The 18,914-nt window shown below is 39.9% G+C and carries 17 protein-coding genes and 1 pseudogene; 11 read left to right on the forward strand and 7 right to left on the reverse strand.

What is annotated here, in order from left to right:
• Nucleotides 1-10: 10 nt before the first annotated feature.
• Complete coding sequence (locus tag ACXAFE_RS18135) at nucleotides 11-1,069, reverse strand: zinc-binding metallopeptidase family protein (protein WP_100914701.1); 1,059 nt, start codon at nucleotides 1,067-1,069, stop codon at nucleotides 11-13.
• A 244-nt stretch (nucleotides 1,070-1,313) separates the two neighbouring features.
• On the opposite strand from ACXAFE_RS18135, the gene ACXAFE_RS18140 reads away from it, so the two are divergent.
• The 3 genes from ACXAFE_RS18140 to ACXAFE_RS18150 all read left to right on the forward strand — a co-directional run bounded on the left by ACXAFE_RS18140 (nucleotide 1,314) and on the right by ACXAFE_RS18150 (nucleotide 3,990).
• A complete protein-coding gene (locus ACXAFE_RS18140; protein ID WP_475155940.1) occupies nucleotides 1,314-2,615 on the forward strand; it encodes a hypothetical protein in 1,302 nt (433 codons plus the stop codon).
• 178 nt (nucleotides 2,616-2,793) lie between these two features.
• The gene (locus ACXAFE_RS18145) at nucleotides 2,794-3,102 is read left to right on the forward strand and encodes a hypothetical protein (RefSeq protein ID WP_100914700.1); all 309 of its coding nucleotides are present in this window, start codon (nucleotides 2,794-2,796) and stop codon (nucleotides 3,100-3,102) included.
• A gap of 123 nt (nucleotides 3,103-3,225) precedes the next feature.
• Nucleotides 3,226-3,990 (forward strand): substrate-binding periplasmic protein, encoded by a 765-nt coding sequence (locus ACXAFE_RS18150; protein WP_475155943.1) that lies wholly within the window; start codon nucleotides 3,226-3,228, stop codon nucleotides 3,988-3,990.
• Nucleotides 3,991-4,050: 60 nt separating this feature from the next.
• On the opposite strand, the gene ACXAFE_RS18155 is transcribed toward ACXAFE_RS18150, so the two are convergent.
• Entirely contained in the window at nucleotides 4,051-5,265 is a 1,215-nt protein-coding gene (locus ACXAFE_RS18155) for a hypothetical protein (protein WP_475155948.1), read from the reverse strand.
• A gap of 350 nt (nucleotides 5,266-5,615) precedes the next feature.
• Between ACXAFE_RS18155 and ACXAFE_RS18160 the strand changes: the two genes are divergently transcribed.
• From ACXAFE_RS18160 to ACXAFE_RS18170, 3 genes are read left to right on the forward strand one after another with little or no spacing between them, the layout of a single operon-like run.
• Entirely contained in the window at nucleotides 5,616-5,990 is a 375-nt protein-coding gene (locus ACXAFE_RS18160; protein WP_010558299.1) for a BlaI/MecI/CopY family transcriptional regulator, read from the forward strand.
• A gap of 3 nt (nucleotides 5,991-5,993) precedes the next feature.
• Nucleotides 5,994-7,304, forward strand: a complete 1,311-nt coding sequence (locus tag ACXAFE_RS18165) for a peptidoglycan DD-metalloendopeptidase family protein (protein ID WP_475155952.1) — start codon at nucleotides 5,994-5,996, stop codon at nucleotides 7,302-7,304.
• A gap of 1 nt (nucleotide 7,305) precedes the next feature.
• Nucleotides 7,306-8,568: a peptidoglycan DD-metalloendopeptidase family protein gene (locus tag ACXAFE_RS18170; RefSeq protein WP_475155955.1), complete on the forward strand. Its 1,263-nt coding sequence runs from the start codon at nucleotides 7,306-7,308 to the stop codon at nucleotides 8,566-8,568.
• A 153-nt stretch (nucleotides 8,569-8,721) separates the two neighbouring features.
• On the opposite strand, the gene ACXAFE_RS18175 is transcribed toward ACXAFE_RS18170, so the two are convergent.
• Entirely contained in the window at nucleotides 8,722-9,135 is a 414-nt protein-coding gene (locus tag ACXAFE_RS18175; RefSeq protein ID WP_475155958.1) for a LysR substrate-binding domain-containing protein, read from the reverse strand.
• On the opposite strand from ACXAFE_RS18175, the pseudogene ACXAFE_RS18180 reads away from it, so the two are divergent.
• Together ACXAFE_RS18180 and cspE are read left to right on the forward strand one after the other, a co-directional pair.
• A pseudogene (locus ACXAFE_RS18180) lies at nucleotides 9,136-9,783 on the forward strand (peroxiredoxin-like family protein).
• A 288-nt stretch (nucleotides 9,784-10,071) separates the two neighbouring features.
• Nucleotides 10,072-10,284 (forward strand): transcription antiterminator/RNA stability regulator CspE, encoded by a 213-nt coding sequence (gene cspE / locus ACXAFE_RS18185; RefSeq protein WP_475155963.1) that lies wholly within the window; start codon nucleotides 10,072-10,074, stop codon nucleotides 10,282-10,284.
• A 563-nt stretch (nucleotides 10,285-10,847) separates the two neighbouring features.
• Here cspE and ACXAFE_RS18190 read toward each other — a convergent pair.
• Nucleotides 10,848-12,773, reverse strand: a complete 1,926-nt coding sequence (locus ACXAFE_RS18190) for a S9 family peptidase (RefSeq protein ID WP_475155966.1) — start codon at nucleotides 12,771-12,773, stop codon at nucleotides 10,848-10,850.
• 237 nt (nucleotides 12,774-13,010) lie between these two features.
• On the opposite strand from ACXAFE_RS18190, the gene ACXAFE_RS18195 reads away from it, so the two are divergent.
• Nucleotides 13,011-13,319, forward strand: a complete 309-nt coding sequence (locus tag ACXAFE_RS18195) for a hypothetical protein (RefSeq protein ID WP_336436488.1) — start codon at nucleotides 13,011-13,013, stop codon at nucleotides 13,317-13,319.
• Nucleotides 13,320-13,724: 405 nt separating this feature from the next.
• Here the strand turns inward: ACXAFE_RS18195 and ACXAFE_RS18200 are convergent, their stop codons facing one another.
• Nucleotides 13,725-14,246 carry a peptide-methionine (S)-S-oxide reductase gene (locus tag ACXAFE_RS18200; protein WP_475155970.1) on the reverse strand — a complete coding sequence of 174 codons (522 nt, stop codon included), beginning with the start codon at nucleotides 14,244-14,246 and terminating at the stop codon, nucleotides 13,725-13,727.
• A 305-nt stretch (nucleotides 14,247-14,551) separates the two neighbouring features.
• Here ACXAFE_RS18200 and ACXAFE_RS18205 point away from each other — a divergent pair, with 305 nt between their 5' ends.
• Nucleotides 14,552-16,399 carry a TonB-dependent receptor plug domain-containing protein gene (locus tag ACXAFE_RS18205; protein WP_475155972.1) on the forward strand — a complete coding sequence of 616 codons (1,848 nt, stop codon included), beginning with the start codon at nucleotides 14,552-14,554 and terminating at the stop codon, nucleotides 16,397-16,399.
• A 133-nt stretch (nucleotides 16,400-16,532) separates the two neighbouring features.
• Here the strand turns inward: ACXAFE_RS18205 and ACXAFE_RS18210 are convergent, their stop codons facing one another.
• Together ACXAFE_RS18210 and ACXAFE_RS18215 are read right to left on the reverse strand one after the other, a co-directional pair.
• Nucleotides 16,533-17,072 (reverse strand): hypothetical protein, encoded by a 540-nt coding sequence (locus tag ACXAFE_RS18210; protein ID WP_475155975.1) that lies wholly within the window; start codon nucleotides 17,070-17,072, stop codon nucleotides 16,533-16,535.
• 284 nt (nucleotides 17,073-17,356) lie between these two features.
• Complete coding sequence (locus ACXAFE_RS18215; RefSeq protein ID WP_475155980.1) at nucleotides 17,357-18,142, reverse strand: hypothetical protein; 786 nt, start codon at nucleotides 18,140-18,142, stop codon at nucleotides 17,357-17,359.
• 211 nt (nucleotides 18,143-18,353) lie between these two features.
• Between ACXAFE_RS18215 and ACXAFE_RS18220 the strand changes: the two genes are divergently transcribed.
• Entirely contained in the window at nucleotides 18,354-18,884 is a 531-nt protein-coding gene (locus ACXAFE_RS18220; protein ID WP_475155983.1) for a GNAT family N-acetyltransferase, read from the forward strand.
• The last annotated feature ends 30 nt before the right edge of the window (nucleotides 18,885-18,914 follow it).

Consider the following 18,914-nt stretch of genomic DNA (forward strand, 5'->3'; position numbering starts at 1 on the left):
TTATTGATAATTAGCCTCTTTTTGATAGGGCCATTAATACATTCAAAAAGGCTTCTACCGATGCGATTGAGCCCGATTCATCCATTGTGTGGTAGCTGGTTGTTGGCACTTGAATTGTAGTACCATCTACTAAACCATTCGAACTGGCGATTATACGGCCAAGCTCAGTACTACCAATAGAGCGTGGCGCTTCCCCTCGCGCGGCAAGCTCTTTATTGATTTTTTCCATATATTCATCTTTATAGATGTAGCTTAACTGCTGCTCTTTACAGATTTTTTCCACTAACTTAGTTGCCGCTGAATTAAACGAAGCGTTGGCATCTTTTTTTCGCAGCACTAAATGTTGTTTATTGGCCGATTCAACATCGGGAAACGGGCTAGTATCTACCACAAACAAGCGGTTAGTTGAGCCACCAAAACGACGAAACCATTCCAATAGATAGCGCCAGCTTTTACCTGCTTCTTCTTGCGCGGTAAAAAACACAGTGCCTTCAAAGCCTAAACTAAATAAATGCACGAGCGCTGCCGCTGACAGTACATTATCGAGCTGTCCGGTTAATCGCTCTTCGGAAATACGCAGTTTGTCTTTAAACGCAACTGGTGTTCCGGCAACCGCACTTTCAAGACCGTCAATTTCGAAAATAAGGTTATTTCGATACTCACACACATACGAATGTTTGATCATGCCTTGCCCGCGATAAGCACCAGACCAAGGCTCGTAAGCATATACTGGGGTAGACTTATAGCGCTCGGTGATTTTAGTCATGAGTTCTTCAGACACTGAGTTATTGAGCAAATCTGTGCGGTTTGCAGCAATAAATGCTGCATATTGAAATTCGTTCGGCCCAGTGCAAATTAAACCGTGGCGGTCGATATGTGCGGAAAACATTGCACTGAACGGCTTTTTACCCTGCGCAACTAATAGTCCTTCGTACCAAGTTACGGTGGCCCCGCGCTCTTCAAGCTCGCGTTGTAATACACGAAAAAACGAATGCTCCGCTCCTACCACACTCGGATGGCGAATAATTTCTTTTAATAAATCGATATACTCTTGGCTTAATGTGCTCATTAATTTCACTCTAAAACACGCTAAATAGCCCCTACTAAGTTTAAAAGCCTAGCGAGAAGCCGTGATTTTTTGCCTAGTTCGATATCTTTGCACAAGCGTTTTATGGCTAAATTTAAAGCACCGAATTAACTGCAAGTATCTGCCTGAATCTACAAACTGGCAAGTAAAATCAAAGCGAAAATAAACACTAAATTATTGCGGTAATCTGCCGATAACATATTGATTCACAAACAAGGACGTGATTATGAAATTACCTAGCATAAATAGTTATGAAAACCTCTCAAATGCGGTGCAAAATAAAAACGCCAGTATTGAACAAGCCGTAAACACAGCAAAAGTAAATGCTAATGACCAAATAGCGCCAGATTCTGTATTTATTAGCCAGGTTTACCTAGTTGATTTTGATTTTAACAGTTGGTTAGCTGAACCCGACCAAGCCAATTTATCCGATGAGCAAAAACAGAAGCTTACGTCGTTGTATGAGCGACTTTCTGAAGAAGACTTCATTAATTTAGCAAAAACAGATGTCCTTAAAAACGAACAATTTTTATCATTGTCAGGGCAGCTCGATGACGAGCATTTAAATGGATTAGTAAGTGCTATTTCGGGCTTGTCTGTGCCTGCAAGCATGTTATTTGTGCATGTGAATGAATACCAACCTCCGCGCTCGGAAGAAGAAAAAATAGCGCAATTTATTGACGTGATTGCCAACCAAAATGAAGTAAACCGAGACAAAATTATTTCGCAAGCGGCACTTTATAGCGAGTCCGTAAATACATACAAAAAAAATAGTCGCGATGACGGTACCTACTCGGAAATCAATTTGTACTTTAGTACCGATTCAAGCGCAAATAACCTACAAAACTTTGTATCGAGTGTTATTTCGTCAGATAACCCTGGTGATTTAGTCGACAAACTAACTAATTTTAGTGAGCAGCAGCAAAGTGCAATGTTAAATGTACTGGGGTTTGATAATCACCTTGGAACACGTTTACTTGATCAGTTACACGACGAAGATGAAGCCGCACGCCAAAACATCGTTTCATTTTTAGGTGATATTACGCAAAAATCAGGCGCCTTTTTAGAGTTTTCCGCCTTTTCGTCTCGTGACCCCGATAACCCACTTTATCTTCGTAAAGGCTATGGCGACAACATGTATACAACAGTGCAAGATATGGTGAGTAAAACCGTTAATTTATTAGAAGATTACGAGTTTTCTGACGAGCAGCTGAGCAAATTTGGCGAAGACTTAACAAATCATCCACGCCAGCAGCAAATCGCTTATTTAGACACCTTTACTCTTGGTTTAGAAAATCTTGTTAAGCGCGATGAAAACAATCAGAAAGCCGAAAACCCACTAGAAGATCCAGAATCGGCAACACAACTGTTTGCACTTTTAAATGATGAAACAGTGCTAGAGAAAATGTATCAAACCAGACAGGGAGAGGATTATCGCGCAGGCACTTTCTTTAAGGTTAAGTCGTACCAAGAGTATCAAGCGGATGCCAAGCAGCTTATGGCGCACTATTTACCCTCAATTTCTTAACCCTTTGTGCGCCAACTGTGGAAGTGACGCTGTTGGCGCTTCTTAATTCACAATCCAAATATACAAAAGCCGATAATCTAACATTGGTAGCCTGTTAAATCCTTGGTATAATTGACGTTTCGCAGGCTGAACGCTCTGCTTCCCCATTTGATATTTTCGTAGTGAGCATCAAAAAACAATGAAAAAACTCTCAAAAGTTCAACTAAAACAACAAGCTTTGGTGCTTAGTATTGCCGATGCGCTAGAGGCAAAAGCCTTAGCTGAAATTCCGGGCATGGTGCAATGCTGGTTTGATGTTGAATATCACTTGTTTCCAGGTTCGCTATTACTTTGCTTTCAATTCGAAAATGAGCAAGCCTTAGCCGCTGCTGAGCCTAATCTGCTCACTTGGCAAAAACGCTTAAGTGCAGCGCTGGTAAAAAAAGGTGTTGTGCTAAAAGATATGCGCAAACACTTAGTATTTACCTTAAAAGGCCCTGACGATTAAGCAACTTGCGTTTATTTTTGTTGAGCTACAATTAGGGCTGGGCTAATATCAGGCTAGATGGCTGGAAAAAGCGCACACATTTAGGCAATGTGTACAATGGGTTGTATTTGTCGTGTGTTCTTTATGAAAAACTCAGTTCTTGTATGTGTCATACTTATCGCTACTCTTTTTTCCAGTGTCACTTGCTCTGCCACACAGCTGCGCTTTGTCGCTGAAGACTTATACCCGCTTCATTTTAAAGATAAAAATAACCAGCCAGACGGTTTTTTAGTTGATGTCGTTAACGCAGTACTTGATGACTGCGCGTGCGCTGGAAAAATTGAAATAATGCCGCAAGCTAGGGCATTTCGTGAACTACAGTCGAAGCAGAATGTGGTTATGATGTCCTTACTTAAAACGCCCGGTCGTGAGACAAAGCACTTATTTTTAGGTTCGGTGTTTCACGCCCACGCTTACTTAGTTGGTTTGAAAAGCAATCAATTTGAGTTGTTTAACTTACACAGTGCACGAGGATTACGCGTTAGCACAGTGCGAGGGTATTTTAGTCAACGCTATTTAGAAAACGCCGGATTTTCACTTGAACGCGATTTAGTGCTTGCACCAGAGCCTGAAAGCTTAATGAAAATGCTTTATAAAAGTCGTACTGATTTAGTGCTAACTAACACCTTACATCTCGATAAAGAGCTTAACAATATCGGGCTAGATCCAACAAAAATTGAGAAAAAACTGCATTTACCTGACTTTCCAAGTGAGTTGCATATCACGGCAAACAAAAAATTAGAGAATACGCTCGCGTTAAAACTAACAAACTCGCTCAACGCCATTAAACACAACGGCCAATACCAAATGTTGATAGCTAAATGGAACCTAAACGAAAAGGCGCATTAAATTCACTTTATACTTACGTGAATACGCGCCTTTTAACGATTGAGCCTGAGCCAAGGTTATTTACAAAACATCGTACACTTTCACTCTATCAGAATCGCTACCGATAGATTGCAGAGCTAATTTAACCGTTTCAATTAGTTGCGCCTTATGAGGTGATTTTTGACAAATATGGATCAGCGTTTTGCTTAATTCATAATCGGAGTCAATAAACTTGCTAGCTAATTCAATCGACTGAGCAGTAGTTGCGCGGTCCATTGTTTGATACGGAAGCGAAAGAAAGGCTCTTTTCATTTCATAATCTGAATCAATGTGCTGCATAAAAGTTAGCATCGCTGCAAAATCATCTGGTGTTTTAACTTCGCTCGCTAATGCATTTACGACGCGGTAAGCCTCATAATCTGAACCAATATCAGCGCTTGCAGTAAACATGTCAGCAATTGATAAGTGTGTTGATTGTGACGATATTTCACTTATCAATCTGAACTTTTCATAATCACTATCAATGGTTTTTGACACATCAAAATAAGCTTGATGAACCGTTTTAGCATTAGGTAATTGTGGCGCTAATTTACTAAGCAAAACACGTGTTTCATAATCTGAACTCATGCCATTTAATCCACGTAAAAGCGTAAGCCATGCTTGCTCTGGAAGCTGCTTTTGCTTCTCTAAAAAACGCTCTGCCGTCACTCTTTGGCTGTAGTCACTCTTTATTTGAGCAAGTACTGCCAACACTCGCTTTTGAGCCGGTAAGTCTAAGTTATTGGTGCTAATTGCTGTAATATACGCCGATTTGGTCTCATCATTATTTGCCCGTTCCATTTGGTTAAGGGCAGCAGATATTCCCTGCTGTTCAATTAACGCCTGCGTGCGCTCAACGGCAAATAATGGGGTATTATCAAACACGCTTATCATAAACTGTTCAATTTCGTTTTTGCTTGGCGTATTTCCTCTTTGATCACCATAAGTCACTTCGCCATTTTTCTCGCTGATCATCAAAAAATCATCTGATTTGAAATGCTTAATCTTAACAAAACTGCTTTCACTCATACTTGCTATGGTTAACGCGTCTGAGCTTAAGGTGATTGGTCCGTTAATTTCTGCAATAACCTGATATTCATCACCAAATTGCTGATAATTCTTTTTAATTTCGGTAATTGCACCATTTGAGTTGGTTTTGATGTATTGATGACTGACAACGCCACTACACCCTGACGCAATAAAAACGACGGCGGCTAAGCTTGTGAGGTGAAGCGATTTAAAAAGAGATATGTGCATAAAATTGTAATCCATTATTGTTTTTAGAATATATTCGCTTTTAAGGCAAGGCGCATACCAAAGTGTAACCCTATGATATTTAGTTATTTAATAATATACACGGTGAAATATACCAAACAAAAAAGCCAAACGTTAGCATTTTAAACCATATCAGCTTAAATCTAACCTACTGAATGATCATGAAGTTTTAACATAAGCTTCCCTTCTTTCTCAAAGCCAATTTTACGTGGCAATAAACAAATAAAACTCAATGTGCGACTTGTGTCACACTAAAAACACTGTTAAATTGCGACATCTGTCACACAAATTGTGACTTCTCACATTCGAATAAATATAAAAAGGAAACTGTTTTGCAACTTACCGGCCCAGAACTCGAAATTCTCAAGTCTTTATGGCAGCAACAGCCATTAACGGGGAAAGAAATTCACCAACGGATGGAGTCACTCTACGGTTGGAGTTATTCATCTACCCGCAAAACATTAGAGCGCATGGCGCAAAAAAACTATGTCAGTGTAGAAACGCAAGGGAATAAAAAAATCTATTCAGCATTACTTGATAAAGTGCCTACGCTAGCTGCATTTGTAAAAGATTTCTCTGAACGCGTACTTGAAATAGACGGCAATTTACCCGTTGCCATGTTCTCTGGCAGCCAATTATTTGAACAAGATGAACTCTCCGAATTGGAGGCTCATTTAAATACATTACAACAACAGAAAAACAACTAAGTTATGTGGTTAATCTCATTTTTATGTTGGCTAGTAATTAGCTTTTCACTAGCTGCTTTATTAAAAAAAATAGCGCAAAAAGAACGCCTTTCACCGCTCTTCTGTTGGGGCGCACTCATCCTTCCATGTGCCGTATTTTTACCAAATTTCGACGTATTCAAGGTGACAGAAGTCAACTTTATTTGGCTTAACTCTAGTGCGCAACAGCAAATGCAATTTGTTGGTGAAGTGGCGAAGCAAACCACCAGTCAAAACGGTTTTAACATTAATTGGTTGCTTTTTGGGGGGCTTTTTATCCCATCAGCATATCGCTTACTGAGACTAGCTAAACGTTATCGTAACGCTAAGGCATTAATTGCAACGGGTACTCCGTATCACTTAAGCACTGTGCCTTGTATGGTGATGCCTATGAATCAATCACCGTTTGTGATTGGTTTTCATAAACCTACGCTGGTGTTACCGCAGTATTTTATGCATTTAAGCAAACAGCAACAAGGCATTATTCTCGCCCACGAACAGATGCACATTGCTAACCGAGATCATTTTCATACTTGGCTCTGGTTAGTTTTGGTAGAAGTTTGTTGGTTTAATCCCGCTATAAAACAGCTCAGCGAATTGTATGTAAATGCAATGGAACAGCGTTGTGATTTGCAAACAATCTCGCGCCATCGCTATACGCCGCAAGATTACGCTAATACCTTGTTGCTCAGTATAAAATTATCGCAGCAAGGCGCTTTAAACCCATTTGCAGCTCATTTTACAGGGCAAACCATCAAGGTGGCTGACTACAAGCAACGTTTCACGTTTATTTTTAGTCACGCGCCAATCCAAATTAAAAAATCACTTTATGTTTTCAGCTGCGCGCTATTAATTGTTGTACTGGCAAAAGGTGCAATTTCGCAAGTTTATGCAGGACAAGATGAGTGGCAATATCCGGTCGCAAATATTGATATCAGCTCACATTATGGCCACGTGACTTCGTTTCGCAAAAACCGCCCACATCGTGGCATTGATTTAGTTGATGCAAAAGGCACATCCATTGTAGCCGCAAAAACCGGCAAAGTGATTATAGCCGATAACAAAACTATGGCAGCTGCATTTGGTAACACCATTGTGATCCAGCACAGCAATGGCTGGCAATCGCTCTACGCGCATTTAGACGAAATTTCAGTCACCCAAGGTCAGTGGGTTAAAAGTGGCGAACTCATTGGAAAAATGGGCGATAGCGGTAAAGTAACAGGCACACATTTGCACTTTGAACTAGCAAAAGATGGTCAAACAGTTGACCCACTCATTTATTTAAACGAGAAATAACATGCATTTTTCACGTATTATTTTAGTAGCATTATTACTCGTAGGCTGTGATGAACAAAGCCAATGTAACGATGAAACGCAAAACAAAAACATCGTCATAGAAAACACACATACGCAAGCAAGTTCACACAAAAAAGACAGTACAACTCCGCATAACGCCAATATAACACGTCAAACCTATACCCTAAATAAAGGTGATACACTGACCCATTTATTACGTTCGGCGGGATTTTCATTTTCAGAGGTTTACGCTTTAGCCGATGCGATTAAACCGCTCTATGATTTTAAGAAAATTCAGTCGCACACTCAGTTTGATGTAATTGAAACGCCAAACAGTAAAACCATTCGCTTTGCAACGAGTTTCGCCCAAGTTATTAACGCAAAATTAGTGGAAGAAAGTTGGGAAATTACGCAAAATGTAATCACAACCCAAACGGAGAAAATAAGCCGTTCTTTTGCAATAAATCACAGCCTTTATCAAGCTGCGAGCGATGCTGAAGTACCAAATAATGTGATTAACAGCGCGATTCTAGCGATGTCTCACTTTGTTGATTTTCAACGAGAGATCCGACAAGGCGATCAAATTACCTTAAATTTTAATAGCGAAACAGTTACGCAAGATGCACATTTATTTAGCACCTTTAGTAACCCACAACAGCTGGTTGCGATTTCCTTTATCAATCAAGGTAAACATTACGAACTCTACCATTACCAAGACACTTTTTACTTTAAAGATGGCAAGCTAGCACAGAGCTTTTTAATGAAAACGCCACTTAATGGCGCGCGATTGTCATCAAACTTTGGTAAACGAAAGCACCCCGTTTTAGGCTACACAAGGCAACATAAAGGCATTGATTTTAGCGCACCAATTGGTACACCAATTATGGCAGCAGGTAAAGGCAAAATACTAAAAGCCAGCTACAGCAGAAGCTTTGGTAATCGTGTGCTAATTGATCACGGCAACGGCTATCGCACCTTGTATGCACATTTAAAAGGCTTTGCTAAAGGTATCAAGCATGGTGCTCGTGTAAGCCAAGGGCAAACAATTGGCTTTTTAGGCAATACAGGGCTTTCTAGCGCACGCCATCTGCATTATGAAGTGCATAAAAACGGTAAGGTAATTAACCCATTAAAAATGAAGCAACCAAGCAATATTCAATTAACGGGCGACGAGTTACACGCATTCAAAGTACATATTAATGATATTGAAAAACGTTACGCGGCGTTGGTTTACGATAGCAATAATAAAAGCGCTTTAGACTAATCAAAAGATTAAACTCCTGAGTTTCATTACCCATTTACTAAGTAAACAACGAGTTGATCTGCGTTTAGTTTCAAGGCTAGCTTTAAAGTTAGCCTCACTTTCGCGGTAAGCTTTAATCGCCTACATAGATTTTGTAGGCTCACTTACTAGTTTTTACTCTTTTGTCGCATCATCAAACAACGATTTCATAAATTCATAAAACACTTCGGTTTTACGTGTAACTAAACTGTTTTGTGGTTTTAAAAACCAGACTGGTGCGCCATCATCCAGTAGCGTATTTGGTAAAATCTCAACTAGTCTTCCATCGGCTAGCTCATCCTGAATAGCCAAGCGCGATTTAATCGCTATACCAAGCCCTGCAACCGCCGCCTGCGTCATATTATCTGAGTTAGAAATAGTCAGTTGAGTAGTTACACTGTGGTTAATAACACGGTCATTGTCTTTAAATTTAATCTGCCGTTGCCATGGTAAACACACCCATTGGTGATTAGTAACATCGGTTATTGATTTTGGTATGCCATGCTTTGCCAAATAAGCGGGTGATGCACACAAAATGACGGAATACACATGACATCAAAAAGCCAAATCGACGCGTTTGAAGTCGAAAAGAAAGCTAACCTTAGTAGCGATATTTTAGATTTAATGGATATCACCACAGATCAACTCATTGCGATGCAGCTAAGCCAACATGCACTAAAAGTAGGTGATACGCTGCCAGCGTTTAACTTACCAAATAGCGTTGGTACTTTAGTTAGCTCAAACGCGTTATTAGAAAAAGGCCCACTGGTGCTTAGCTTTTATCGCGGTGGTTGATGCCCATATTGTAATTTAGAACTTCGTGCACTAAATGCACTTTCAGCTAAATTTGCCGCACATAATGCGCAATTAGTAGCTGTTTCTCCACAGTTACCGGATAATTCACTTTCGACACAAAACGAAAATGAGCTTGCCTACACTGTACTTTCGGATGTGGAAAATACCTTAGCAAAAGCCTGTGGTTTAGTATTTACCCTTGATGAGCGTTTAGTAACGGTGTATCACCAACTTGGCCTTGATATTCCATAAGCGAATGGCGATAACAGCTATGAATTACCTCTACCTGCAACCTATGTCATCGATCAAAATGGCGGCGTTCAATTTGCCTTTGCAAAAGAAGATTACACTCTTCGTGCCGAGCCGGAAGACGTACTTTCAGCAGTAAAAAAGTTTAAATAAGGTCTACTTATCAAAGAGAAATCACCAAGTGATTTCTCTTCTTAAACCCGCTTTTATAAATAAAATTAATTAAACAGTATACAAACTCACACTACTACCGTACACTGCGCAAGCTTTAGAAATTTAAAGCTTTATCTATTACTGCAAATCTTGTTTCTCTTTCTTCTTTATTAGTGTTAAGTCGAACTGATACCTTACAAATGCTTTATTGGTTACTGTTTTACATATTTATCTATAGCTCTATCGGTGTTTTAGCACCAAATATTTATTAATTAAAAAGGTTTCAATATGTCTAATTCAGTAACTGGCGTAGTTAAATGGTTTAATCAAGAAAAAGGTTTTGGATTTATCACTCCAACTGACGGCGGTAAAGATGTGTTTGTTCACTTCCGTTCTATCGCTTCTGACGGCTACAAATCGTTAGACGAAGGTCAGCAAGTTAAGTTTGATGTTGAAGAAGGTCAAAAAGGCCCTCAAGCAGCAAATGTAGTAGCGTTATAATTAAACGCACTGCCAAGGCTAGTAACAACTAGCCTTATTATCACCGCAATACCAATTCTGTTAAGTATATGAGCAGGGATAGCGCTTGATAAATGAAATGGTAACCAGGCGGAGTTTTTCCTATGTAGTTGTTCTACATTGACAAATTCTAACGCAGTTAGCATGATATTTAGTCCGCTAGGATGACCAGCTACTTAAGAGAGTTGGTATAATACACATCCTCGAATGACCCCTTCAGTTTTTGTCTTAAAGTAAACCCTCAGTAAAAAATATAAAAGATTCAATATGATATATAAATTTAGTGCCGCGAGCATTAGTGCTCAGCCGCCAATCTCATCCATTTCCGTAAATAAAAATAGCGTTGTTTTTACCGATAATGCCAAGCGGAAGAATGTTCGTTTTGAAACTGCTTTTGAGAAAAAACAGTTTTTAACTTGGCTTACGACTATTTAACGTGAAAACCCTTAAAGTAGCTTCTCTATGATTATTCGCATTCACAAAAAAGCCGGAGATTACTCCGGCTTTTTGCAATTTAAAAAACGAACTTGAAAGAGCAACAGGCCCTAGTTATTTAAATAAGTATTTAAAAACTTAAGGTACGCATTTGATGCTTCAATGCGGTTTTCTTTTTTAGTAAAACCATGGCCTTCATCATCAAATAAAACATATTCTACCGGAACGCCATTGGCTTTTACCGCTGCCACCAGCTCATCACTTTCCACTTGCAGTACACGTGGATCATTTGCGCCTTGAATTACCATTAATGGTTTAGTGATATTTTTAGCGTGGAATAATGGCGAAATAGCGCGGTGACGCTCACCATCTGTTGCTGGGTCGCCCATTTCATCGTAAAGCGCTTTTTTAAAGCTCTCCCACCATGGTGGAATAGAATTAAGCGTTCTGACCCAGTTGGTTACACCAAAAATATTAATACCCACTTTAAATTCTTCCGGCTCAAATGCAAGTGCCGCTGCGGTCATAAAGCCGCCGTAACTGCCGCCCATAATGCCAATTTTATCGCCATCTACCCAATCTAAGCTTTGTAGATGTTTTTTGCCGTACACAATATCTTGTAAGTCATCGGTGCCGTGTTTTTTATCATCTAAATGGAAAAAGGTTTTGCCGTAGCCCGAGCTACCGCGGTTATTCACCGCAAAAATAGCATAGCCATGGTTTACCAAGTGCTGCTGCATAGCACTATAGCCGGTGCGGCTTTGTCCACCTGGTCCGCCATGCACCCACACAAGCGCAGGTACTTTATTGTTGCTATTTGCTTGTTTTGGTTTGTATAACACGCCAGGAATTTCAAGCCCATCAAAGCTTTTAAAGCGCACGATGGTACTTTCAACCAGATCATTTTGATCAATTGCAGCGCTTAAGCTGTTTGTCAGTTGTGAAGCGTTTGATGACCCTACCTGCCAAACAAATAAATTATTCGGTGACGTATCAGAATTTAAGTAAAACGCCATGGTTTTTTCATCCGCCGAGAAATTTACGCCACGTAAATTACCCGCAGGTAAACTTGGCATCGCAATCGATTGCCCAGTTTTTGTATCCATCACAGTGACTTTAGTGCTGGCATCGGCATTTACACCACTCACTTGGTAACGCCCTGATTTAGAGAAATAAATAAAGTTAACATCCCACTCATCTTTGAGTGCAAGGCGATGTTCACCCGAGGTTAAATCGTAGCGCCAAATCTGCGCAAACTCACCTTTTGCGTTAGTTGAGTAATAAAGTGCTTTGCTGTCTCGCGAGAAGGTTTCTGGGCCAAATGTGGCTTCAACATCTTTTCCTGCAATTAACTCTGGTTTAAGTGTTTTTTTCATCGTATCGAGAATAAACACATCGCTATCTTTGTTTGAGTTATTTTTAGACAGCGCAATAAAACGGCCGTCAGGGCTAATTGCCCCCACATCTAACCCCATTTTATTTTGGTAAACAGGGTTTACTTCATAGCTTTTAGCATCAACACGGTACAAGTCCATAAACTTTGCATCGCGCTGGTTACTGGTGATATAAAAATGAGTACCATCTTCAGTAAAACCGGCAAAGCGCGCACGGGTTTCATCGCCCGGTGTTAAGTCTTTAACGCTGCCGTCCAATTCGCGTACATAAACATGAAAACGCTCATTACCGCCTGAATCTTTGGTAAAAATCACACGTTCGTCATTTGGAAAATACCGCACCGCGTAGGTACTGTCTTGGAAATCTGTTAAGCGTGTTTTTTTAGCGGTTTTAATATCAACCGCATAAAGGCTATAAATGCCACTTTCATCGCTGCTCACCAGAATTTTGTCACCATTTGGTGAAAAGCTACTACCCCTTATTGAGGTAGTATCAAAGAAAGTTTCAGCATCATATTGTTTAACGGTCTGGGCTTGTTGCACCACTTCGATTGGCTTATCGGAATGTGTTGTTTGTGAACAGCCAGCTAATGCAAGGCCAAGCGCGCAAGCGACTGCGGCTAATTGAAAATGCTTTTTCATTATAATTATTCCTTTTAAATTATCCGTTTGTGATTGTTACCTGAACAATTTATAGACACAAGTGTCACGTGAGAATAATTGTTTCAAAATGTTGAAACGGGTAATGTCACAGGGCTGTTACTACGCACTTTCAGTACTAGCCATTAATCACTTAACCAAACCGTTAAACACATAACTTTCGTTATTAGCAAAGATTTGATTAGACTCGTAAACATAATAAAAACAGGGAGTATTGAAATGAAACCTACATGCCCAGAATGCAATAATGAAATCACTTTTTTGCAAAGTTTTAGAAATATTAATCCGTGGAATTACCACTGTCCAAACTGTAGAAAGCGTATCGATATCAGTAAGAAATGGAAGAATATCAGCCTAATTTCGGCTGGATTAGGGTTTATTTATGGTCTTTTCACTGCCGCCAACGATATACCTATGTTGCAAGCATTTGTACCTGTATTAATTATCGCGTTATTCGCACAGTGGTTTGTTTGGCAACGTATAACATTCTACAAGTTTAATAATGCAAACCAGCAACAAGATAATTAACAATCACCAAACAAAGTAGCTATGAGGTTGATGCCTAGGGTCTGTTGACCTTTCAAGTTCGTTTTTGCAGCAGTTTGATTGGGTTTTATACAAGGCAGAGGCTGCGTGGCATAGTTATTCTATGTGAGTCAGCCGATAACACAGTAGAAAACCCAATCAAGCGTTGCCGAACGGTTCTTTTGAGCGCACTTTTCTCATTGTTACTCGATTGCTAGGCCACACATCCAGCGCCGCGATAAAAGCACGCTTAAAGAGAACAAAAATAGAACAGCAAAGATCAACAGACCCTAATTTATTGCAAACTGTATCAACCGAGCTAAATACTTGGCACCAAACATCTTAAATATTCAGTAAGAACCTTTCTGCATACCCACATCATGACAAACAATTTATAAGGTCAACAATTTACTGTTTGTATTTATGTAAAAGCGATTGCGGAATATGACAGTAGTCATCAGGGCAGCGAGTAAGCCTATCTTGATGTTCTTCATCACTTTTTACGTAATTGGTAAGGGGCAGCACTTCCACTTTAATCTGTTCTTTATCATTTCGAGCATTAATAAACGCAGCAGCAGCGTCCAAATGTGTTGGGTTTTGGCTATAAACACCCGTGCGATACTTCTCCCCAATATCTTGCCCCTGCCTGTTAATACTGTAAGGGTCGATAATTTCAAAGAAATACGCCATCAATTGCGTAATCGTGACACGTTCTGGATCAAACTGTACCTTCACACATTCTGCATACCCATCGTATGGCGCATGTGTGCTATTGGCTGAGCCGTTTGCTCTGCCTGCTTCACTGGTTATTACGCCGGGAAGATGCCTTAAATATTCTTGCACGCCCCATAAACAGCCTCCCGCAAAATAAATGGTGTTTTCTAACTTGTTTTCGTCAGCGTAGCTGCGTTGTGTGGCTTGTTTATTCATAAATATATAAAGTTGAGAATGATTCGTATATGCCTTGGAAGAGAGATCATATACAATGCGCGCCAAATTAGCGATGTTGTTATATGGGAAGCCCCCTCCTCTTTTATATCAATTCGGTTAAATAATAGGATTAGTTTTCGCGCTGGTTAAAAAAGGCGCTAACAAACAGAATTTATATTAGATGAGTTTTAGCCCTGAAAAGTTTAGCCCCAGTTGGCAAAAGCTATCCTGTTAAAATGACTAGTTATTTAATGAATTGGTAATGCATCACCGAATTTAGTTACTTACGTCTAAAAGGAAATCACATGTTTCGCGTTGCAAACGCTTTGTTTTTAAGCACGCTGTCAGCTTACTCTTTCGCATCAAGCGATCTTGCTTCTTCTACCGAAATCGAAAAAATCACAGTTGAAAGCGCGGCCACAGCAAATAACCGTCCTGTAGGCACCTTCGACTCACCTGTTTCAAATTTAGAATACGATCCGCGCGTTGATTTGCAATCGCGTAATATGGCTGAAGCGCAGGCTGATGTTACCATCCGCGGCGGTATTTTTGAAAACACCGGATTTCGCATTGGCAGTGCAACCTTGTACGACCCGCAAACAGGCCATTACTTTGCTGAAATTCCTATTGCGCCTGAAATGCTATCCAAACCACAGGTATTTACTGGCGTAGATAACACACTTTACGGTGTAAATAGTTCAGTAGGTTCAATTGCTTATCAATGGAATACCATTAATAGCGGTGGCAACGTATCAGCAGGTGCTGGTAATAATGGGTTTAAACTATTTAGATTGCACAGTGCATACAGCACACAACTTGCTTCTAACCGTTCGTGGACATTAGGCGTGGAAGGTGAATACTCTCACTCACAAAGTGATGGTACCATCAAGTTTGGCGATCATGACTTTGACCGCGCCTCTGGACGCGTGCAACTCGCCAGCGATAACTCTCAAACCGATGTATTTTTTGGTCAACAAGAGAAATTCTTCGGTTGGCCAAATATGTATACGCCATTTAACGTTAACGAAACAGAAACGTTAAAAACCAAGCTGTTTATGATAAATCACACGCATCAATACGCAAGTAGCAGCCACTTTGAGGTAACCGCGTACCACAGAAAACATCAAGATCATTATGTGTTCTCACGAGAAAACCCATCAATGTTTGAGGCTTTTCATGAAACGGAAGTAGACGCTTTTGCTTTATCAGGCACGCACAGCGTAAATAGCGCATTTAACGTATTGTATTCGGCGCAAATCATGGGCGATTCAATTGAATCAACCACACTTGAAAACAATTTTACTTCGCGTGATTATTACAAACTGAGCGTTGTACCTGAATACACCACCTCACTTGATAATAGCCAGAGCCTAACCGCTCGACTTGGCGTTGCATTTGACGACACGAATCGTGATGACTCTCATGTGTCTGTGATTGGTGATATTTCATGGCTAACACGTAATCAAGATAACTCAACACGTAAATTCTACTTATCGTACGCCGAAGCTACACAAGTTGCAGGATACACCGCAATTGGTGGTAGCGAAACGGGTGGCCTATTTAGAAGCAATCACGATTTAAAACGTGAAGTAAGTAAGAATATTGAAGTTGGGATGTCGCTTGATGCCCTTGATTGGCGTGTCAATTCTGCACTTTTTTATCGCTTTGATAACGATTTAACTGACTGGACATATAGTTTTGATGCAAGTTCAGCGCGTGCAGCCAACGCCGTTGATATTGACACGCTAGGTTTTGAACTTTTTGCGATTAAAAGTTTTGGTAACGCCGATATTGTAGCTAGTTACACCTATTTAGATAAATCTGAAAACTACTTTGATGACACCGTAGACGCCAGTTTTTATGCATTAAATTATCCACCGCATCGTGTAACGCTTGGCGCCGTATGGCACCTTCATGAAAGTGTGGTACTGCGCATTGATAATGAATGGCGCAAACAGCAAAAAAATGCCCTGCGTAACGGCGATGACAGCGCACTTTTCACCCACTTAACAGCTACCTACACACCAAGCCAATTACCAGGTGTAAATTTGGTTTTTGCCGTTGATAATTTATGGAATGAAAAATTCGAAGAAATACCAGGTACACCAGGTCGCGGTGAACAATACTCGGTCACTGCTAATTATACTTGGTAAGTATTTAAACCTAACTTGCGCTATTTGAATAAGCCAAAAAAAGCCCCTTTTGGGGCTTTAAATTGGTTGGTTAAATTTATAGACATTGGAAATTATCGATGCTTTCTCTACGCAACGTTTTGCCAGTAGATGATTAAACTTCGCATTGCCAATTAGGTGCTTTGTTACCAATTGAGATTTGAATATTGCTTTCATCATATTTGCTAATTGATGGCTGAATTGCTGCCTCAAAATCACGAGCAGTGCGCTCAAACTGGCGAGCGTGCAGTTCAAGGGCTTCAATATCTTTGCTATGAGAGCGAACTATCGCTTCCATTTTTTCAGCGATTTGTTCGTGTTGCTTAATTAATTGTTTATTCACAATCACAGTATCGCCATCTTCAATAGCCATATCACCCGATAAGCTATCTAATGCATGCTCATGTTTTGCAAGTTCACGTTCCATACTTTTCATCGGCTTTTCAAGCACTTTTAGCTTCACTTCATCCACTTTCATTGCATGGTAAGCGGTCAGTTGTGATTCTGTCATTGCGATAGTATCTAGACGCTTACAACCCTTAAACACATAGATGTTTGGTGCATCATTCTCCAATGTGTTACCTGATGTTGCATTTGCAACCGCGCAAGCGGTAACAATAGCCGAACTTAACATAACAAGGGCGAACTGTTTCATAGTGTTTAATCCTGTTGAGTAAATGCATTGGTTTAAAAGCTTAGTCGCGAGCAAAAGAGAAAAGGTTTAACAATTAGCCTTGTAAATAATTTGTAACAAACAGAAGCACTTTTATAAAAGCATATGACATATATTAAGAGTTAAACATATCAAAAGGTTACGTAATCTCTGTATTCTAAAAGCCGGTTCGTAAATAAGTATTAGGGTATGACAAAAATTAACTAAAACAGTTTTTTGGGGAAAGTTTAAGCGGGGAAACCCGCTTTTTTTATTTTACTATATGCTTAATGGGACAATGCTCGGTTAAAGTAGTCCTGATAAAACCCCTCAGCGTCAATTTCAGACAGCGTTTGCCAAAGTTTATTCGCCAATAGAGGCTGGCGTTCAAAAAATTGATGACTAAACATCAAGTAGCCAATGCTTTGGTTAATTGGAATCGTATTTTGTTCAAAGCCAGTTGGCACATCTTCCATATGACAATTACTCAGTGAAACAGCCACTCGACCTTTGAACAGCAGCTCATGAGCTTTATTTATTGACGGTGATTCGTATATATCAAAGCCTTTTTTGCGCATTTCGCCAATAACGCCGTAACCATTTGGAACAGACATACTCATTGGTTTGTCAAAAATAAGTGTTTCGCCATCCCAATTTATGCTGCCCGCTTTGTGCAACAAACACGAGTCAGAATTTGAGAAACTTAAGCTGTTATCTAGTTCACCATCGCTAGTTTTCGGGTAACGGGCAATTTGCTCTCTAATTGGGTCGTAACGCCCCACCACAGCATCTACTTTGCCACTAGCAAGGTCGTTTAAACAACGTTTCCAAGGATACCGAACAAATTTAATGGTTAAATCAGGATGATAAGTCGCAACTTGATTCAAAATATCAATTGCCGGACCGGGCTTAGACTCAGGTACTAATGGGCCTTCACCATAAAAGTGAGGTAAAACCGGTTTATTTTCATAACAATAAGTTAATGTGACTTGTTTATTGCTGGTTCCATGCGCGTGCAATGATAAAAAAATGAGTACTGTTAAAAACATATAATTAAATACATTTTCAAGCATAGCGCACCTTAAAAATTAAATTACATCATGTTGAGTTTAGACCGAGATAAGCGAAGTTTGTATTCAAACAATTTAAAAAAACATGCACCTCATCAAGTTATTAAATATATTGATAGCGCTTTTTCTTTAAACTTCCCCCCCTAATACGTTGAGCTAGTTTAATAATTTTGACATATTATGCTAAAAACATAACAAGCAACCTATCTACAAAATGGAACTTGAAACCGAAAGACTTTTTCTTAGATCTCTTTCTTCTGACGATTGGCAATTTTTCAAACATTTACACCAACTGCCTGATGTGATGCGCTTTATAAGTGATATGCCTACGCCTGATGTAATAAAGCAACGATTTGATGAACGCTGTATTTCTTGGCAAAAGCAATCTAATGATTGGCTTACACTCGCTATGTTCGATAAAAAAACCATGACGCCAATTGGCGTAACGGGCTTTCTATCACAGTGGCAGCCTTATCAGCAAGCCGAGCTTGGCTTTATGCTTGCCCCTGAATTTCAAGGTTTGGGGTATGCGAAAGAGTCAACGCGAAGAGTAATGGCATTTGCATTCGAAGAATGTGGTTATCACAAAATAACTGCTACGGTTACACAAGGCAACGACGCATCGGGTCGATTGTTAACTGCGCTAGGGTTTAAACCTGAAGGTATACTCAGAGACAACTACAAAATAAATGATAAGTGGTGTAACGATCTGAAATTTGGCATGTTGAAAAGCGAGTTTTCTTAAACAAAAACACCTACAACATAAAGTAGTAGG

The organism is Pseudoalteromonas sp. ABV4_021, from assembly GCF_056159365.1.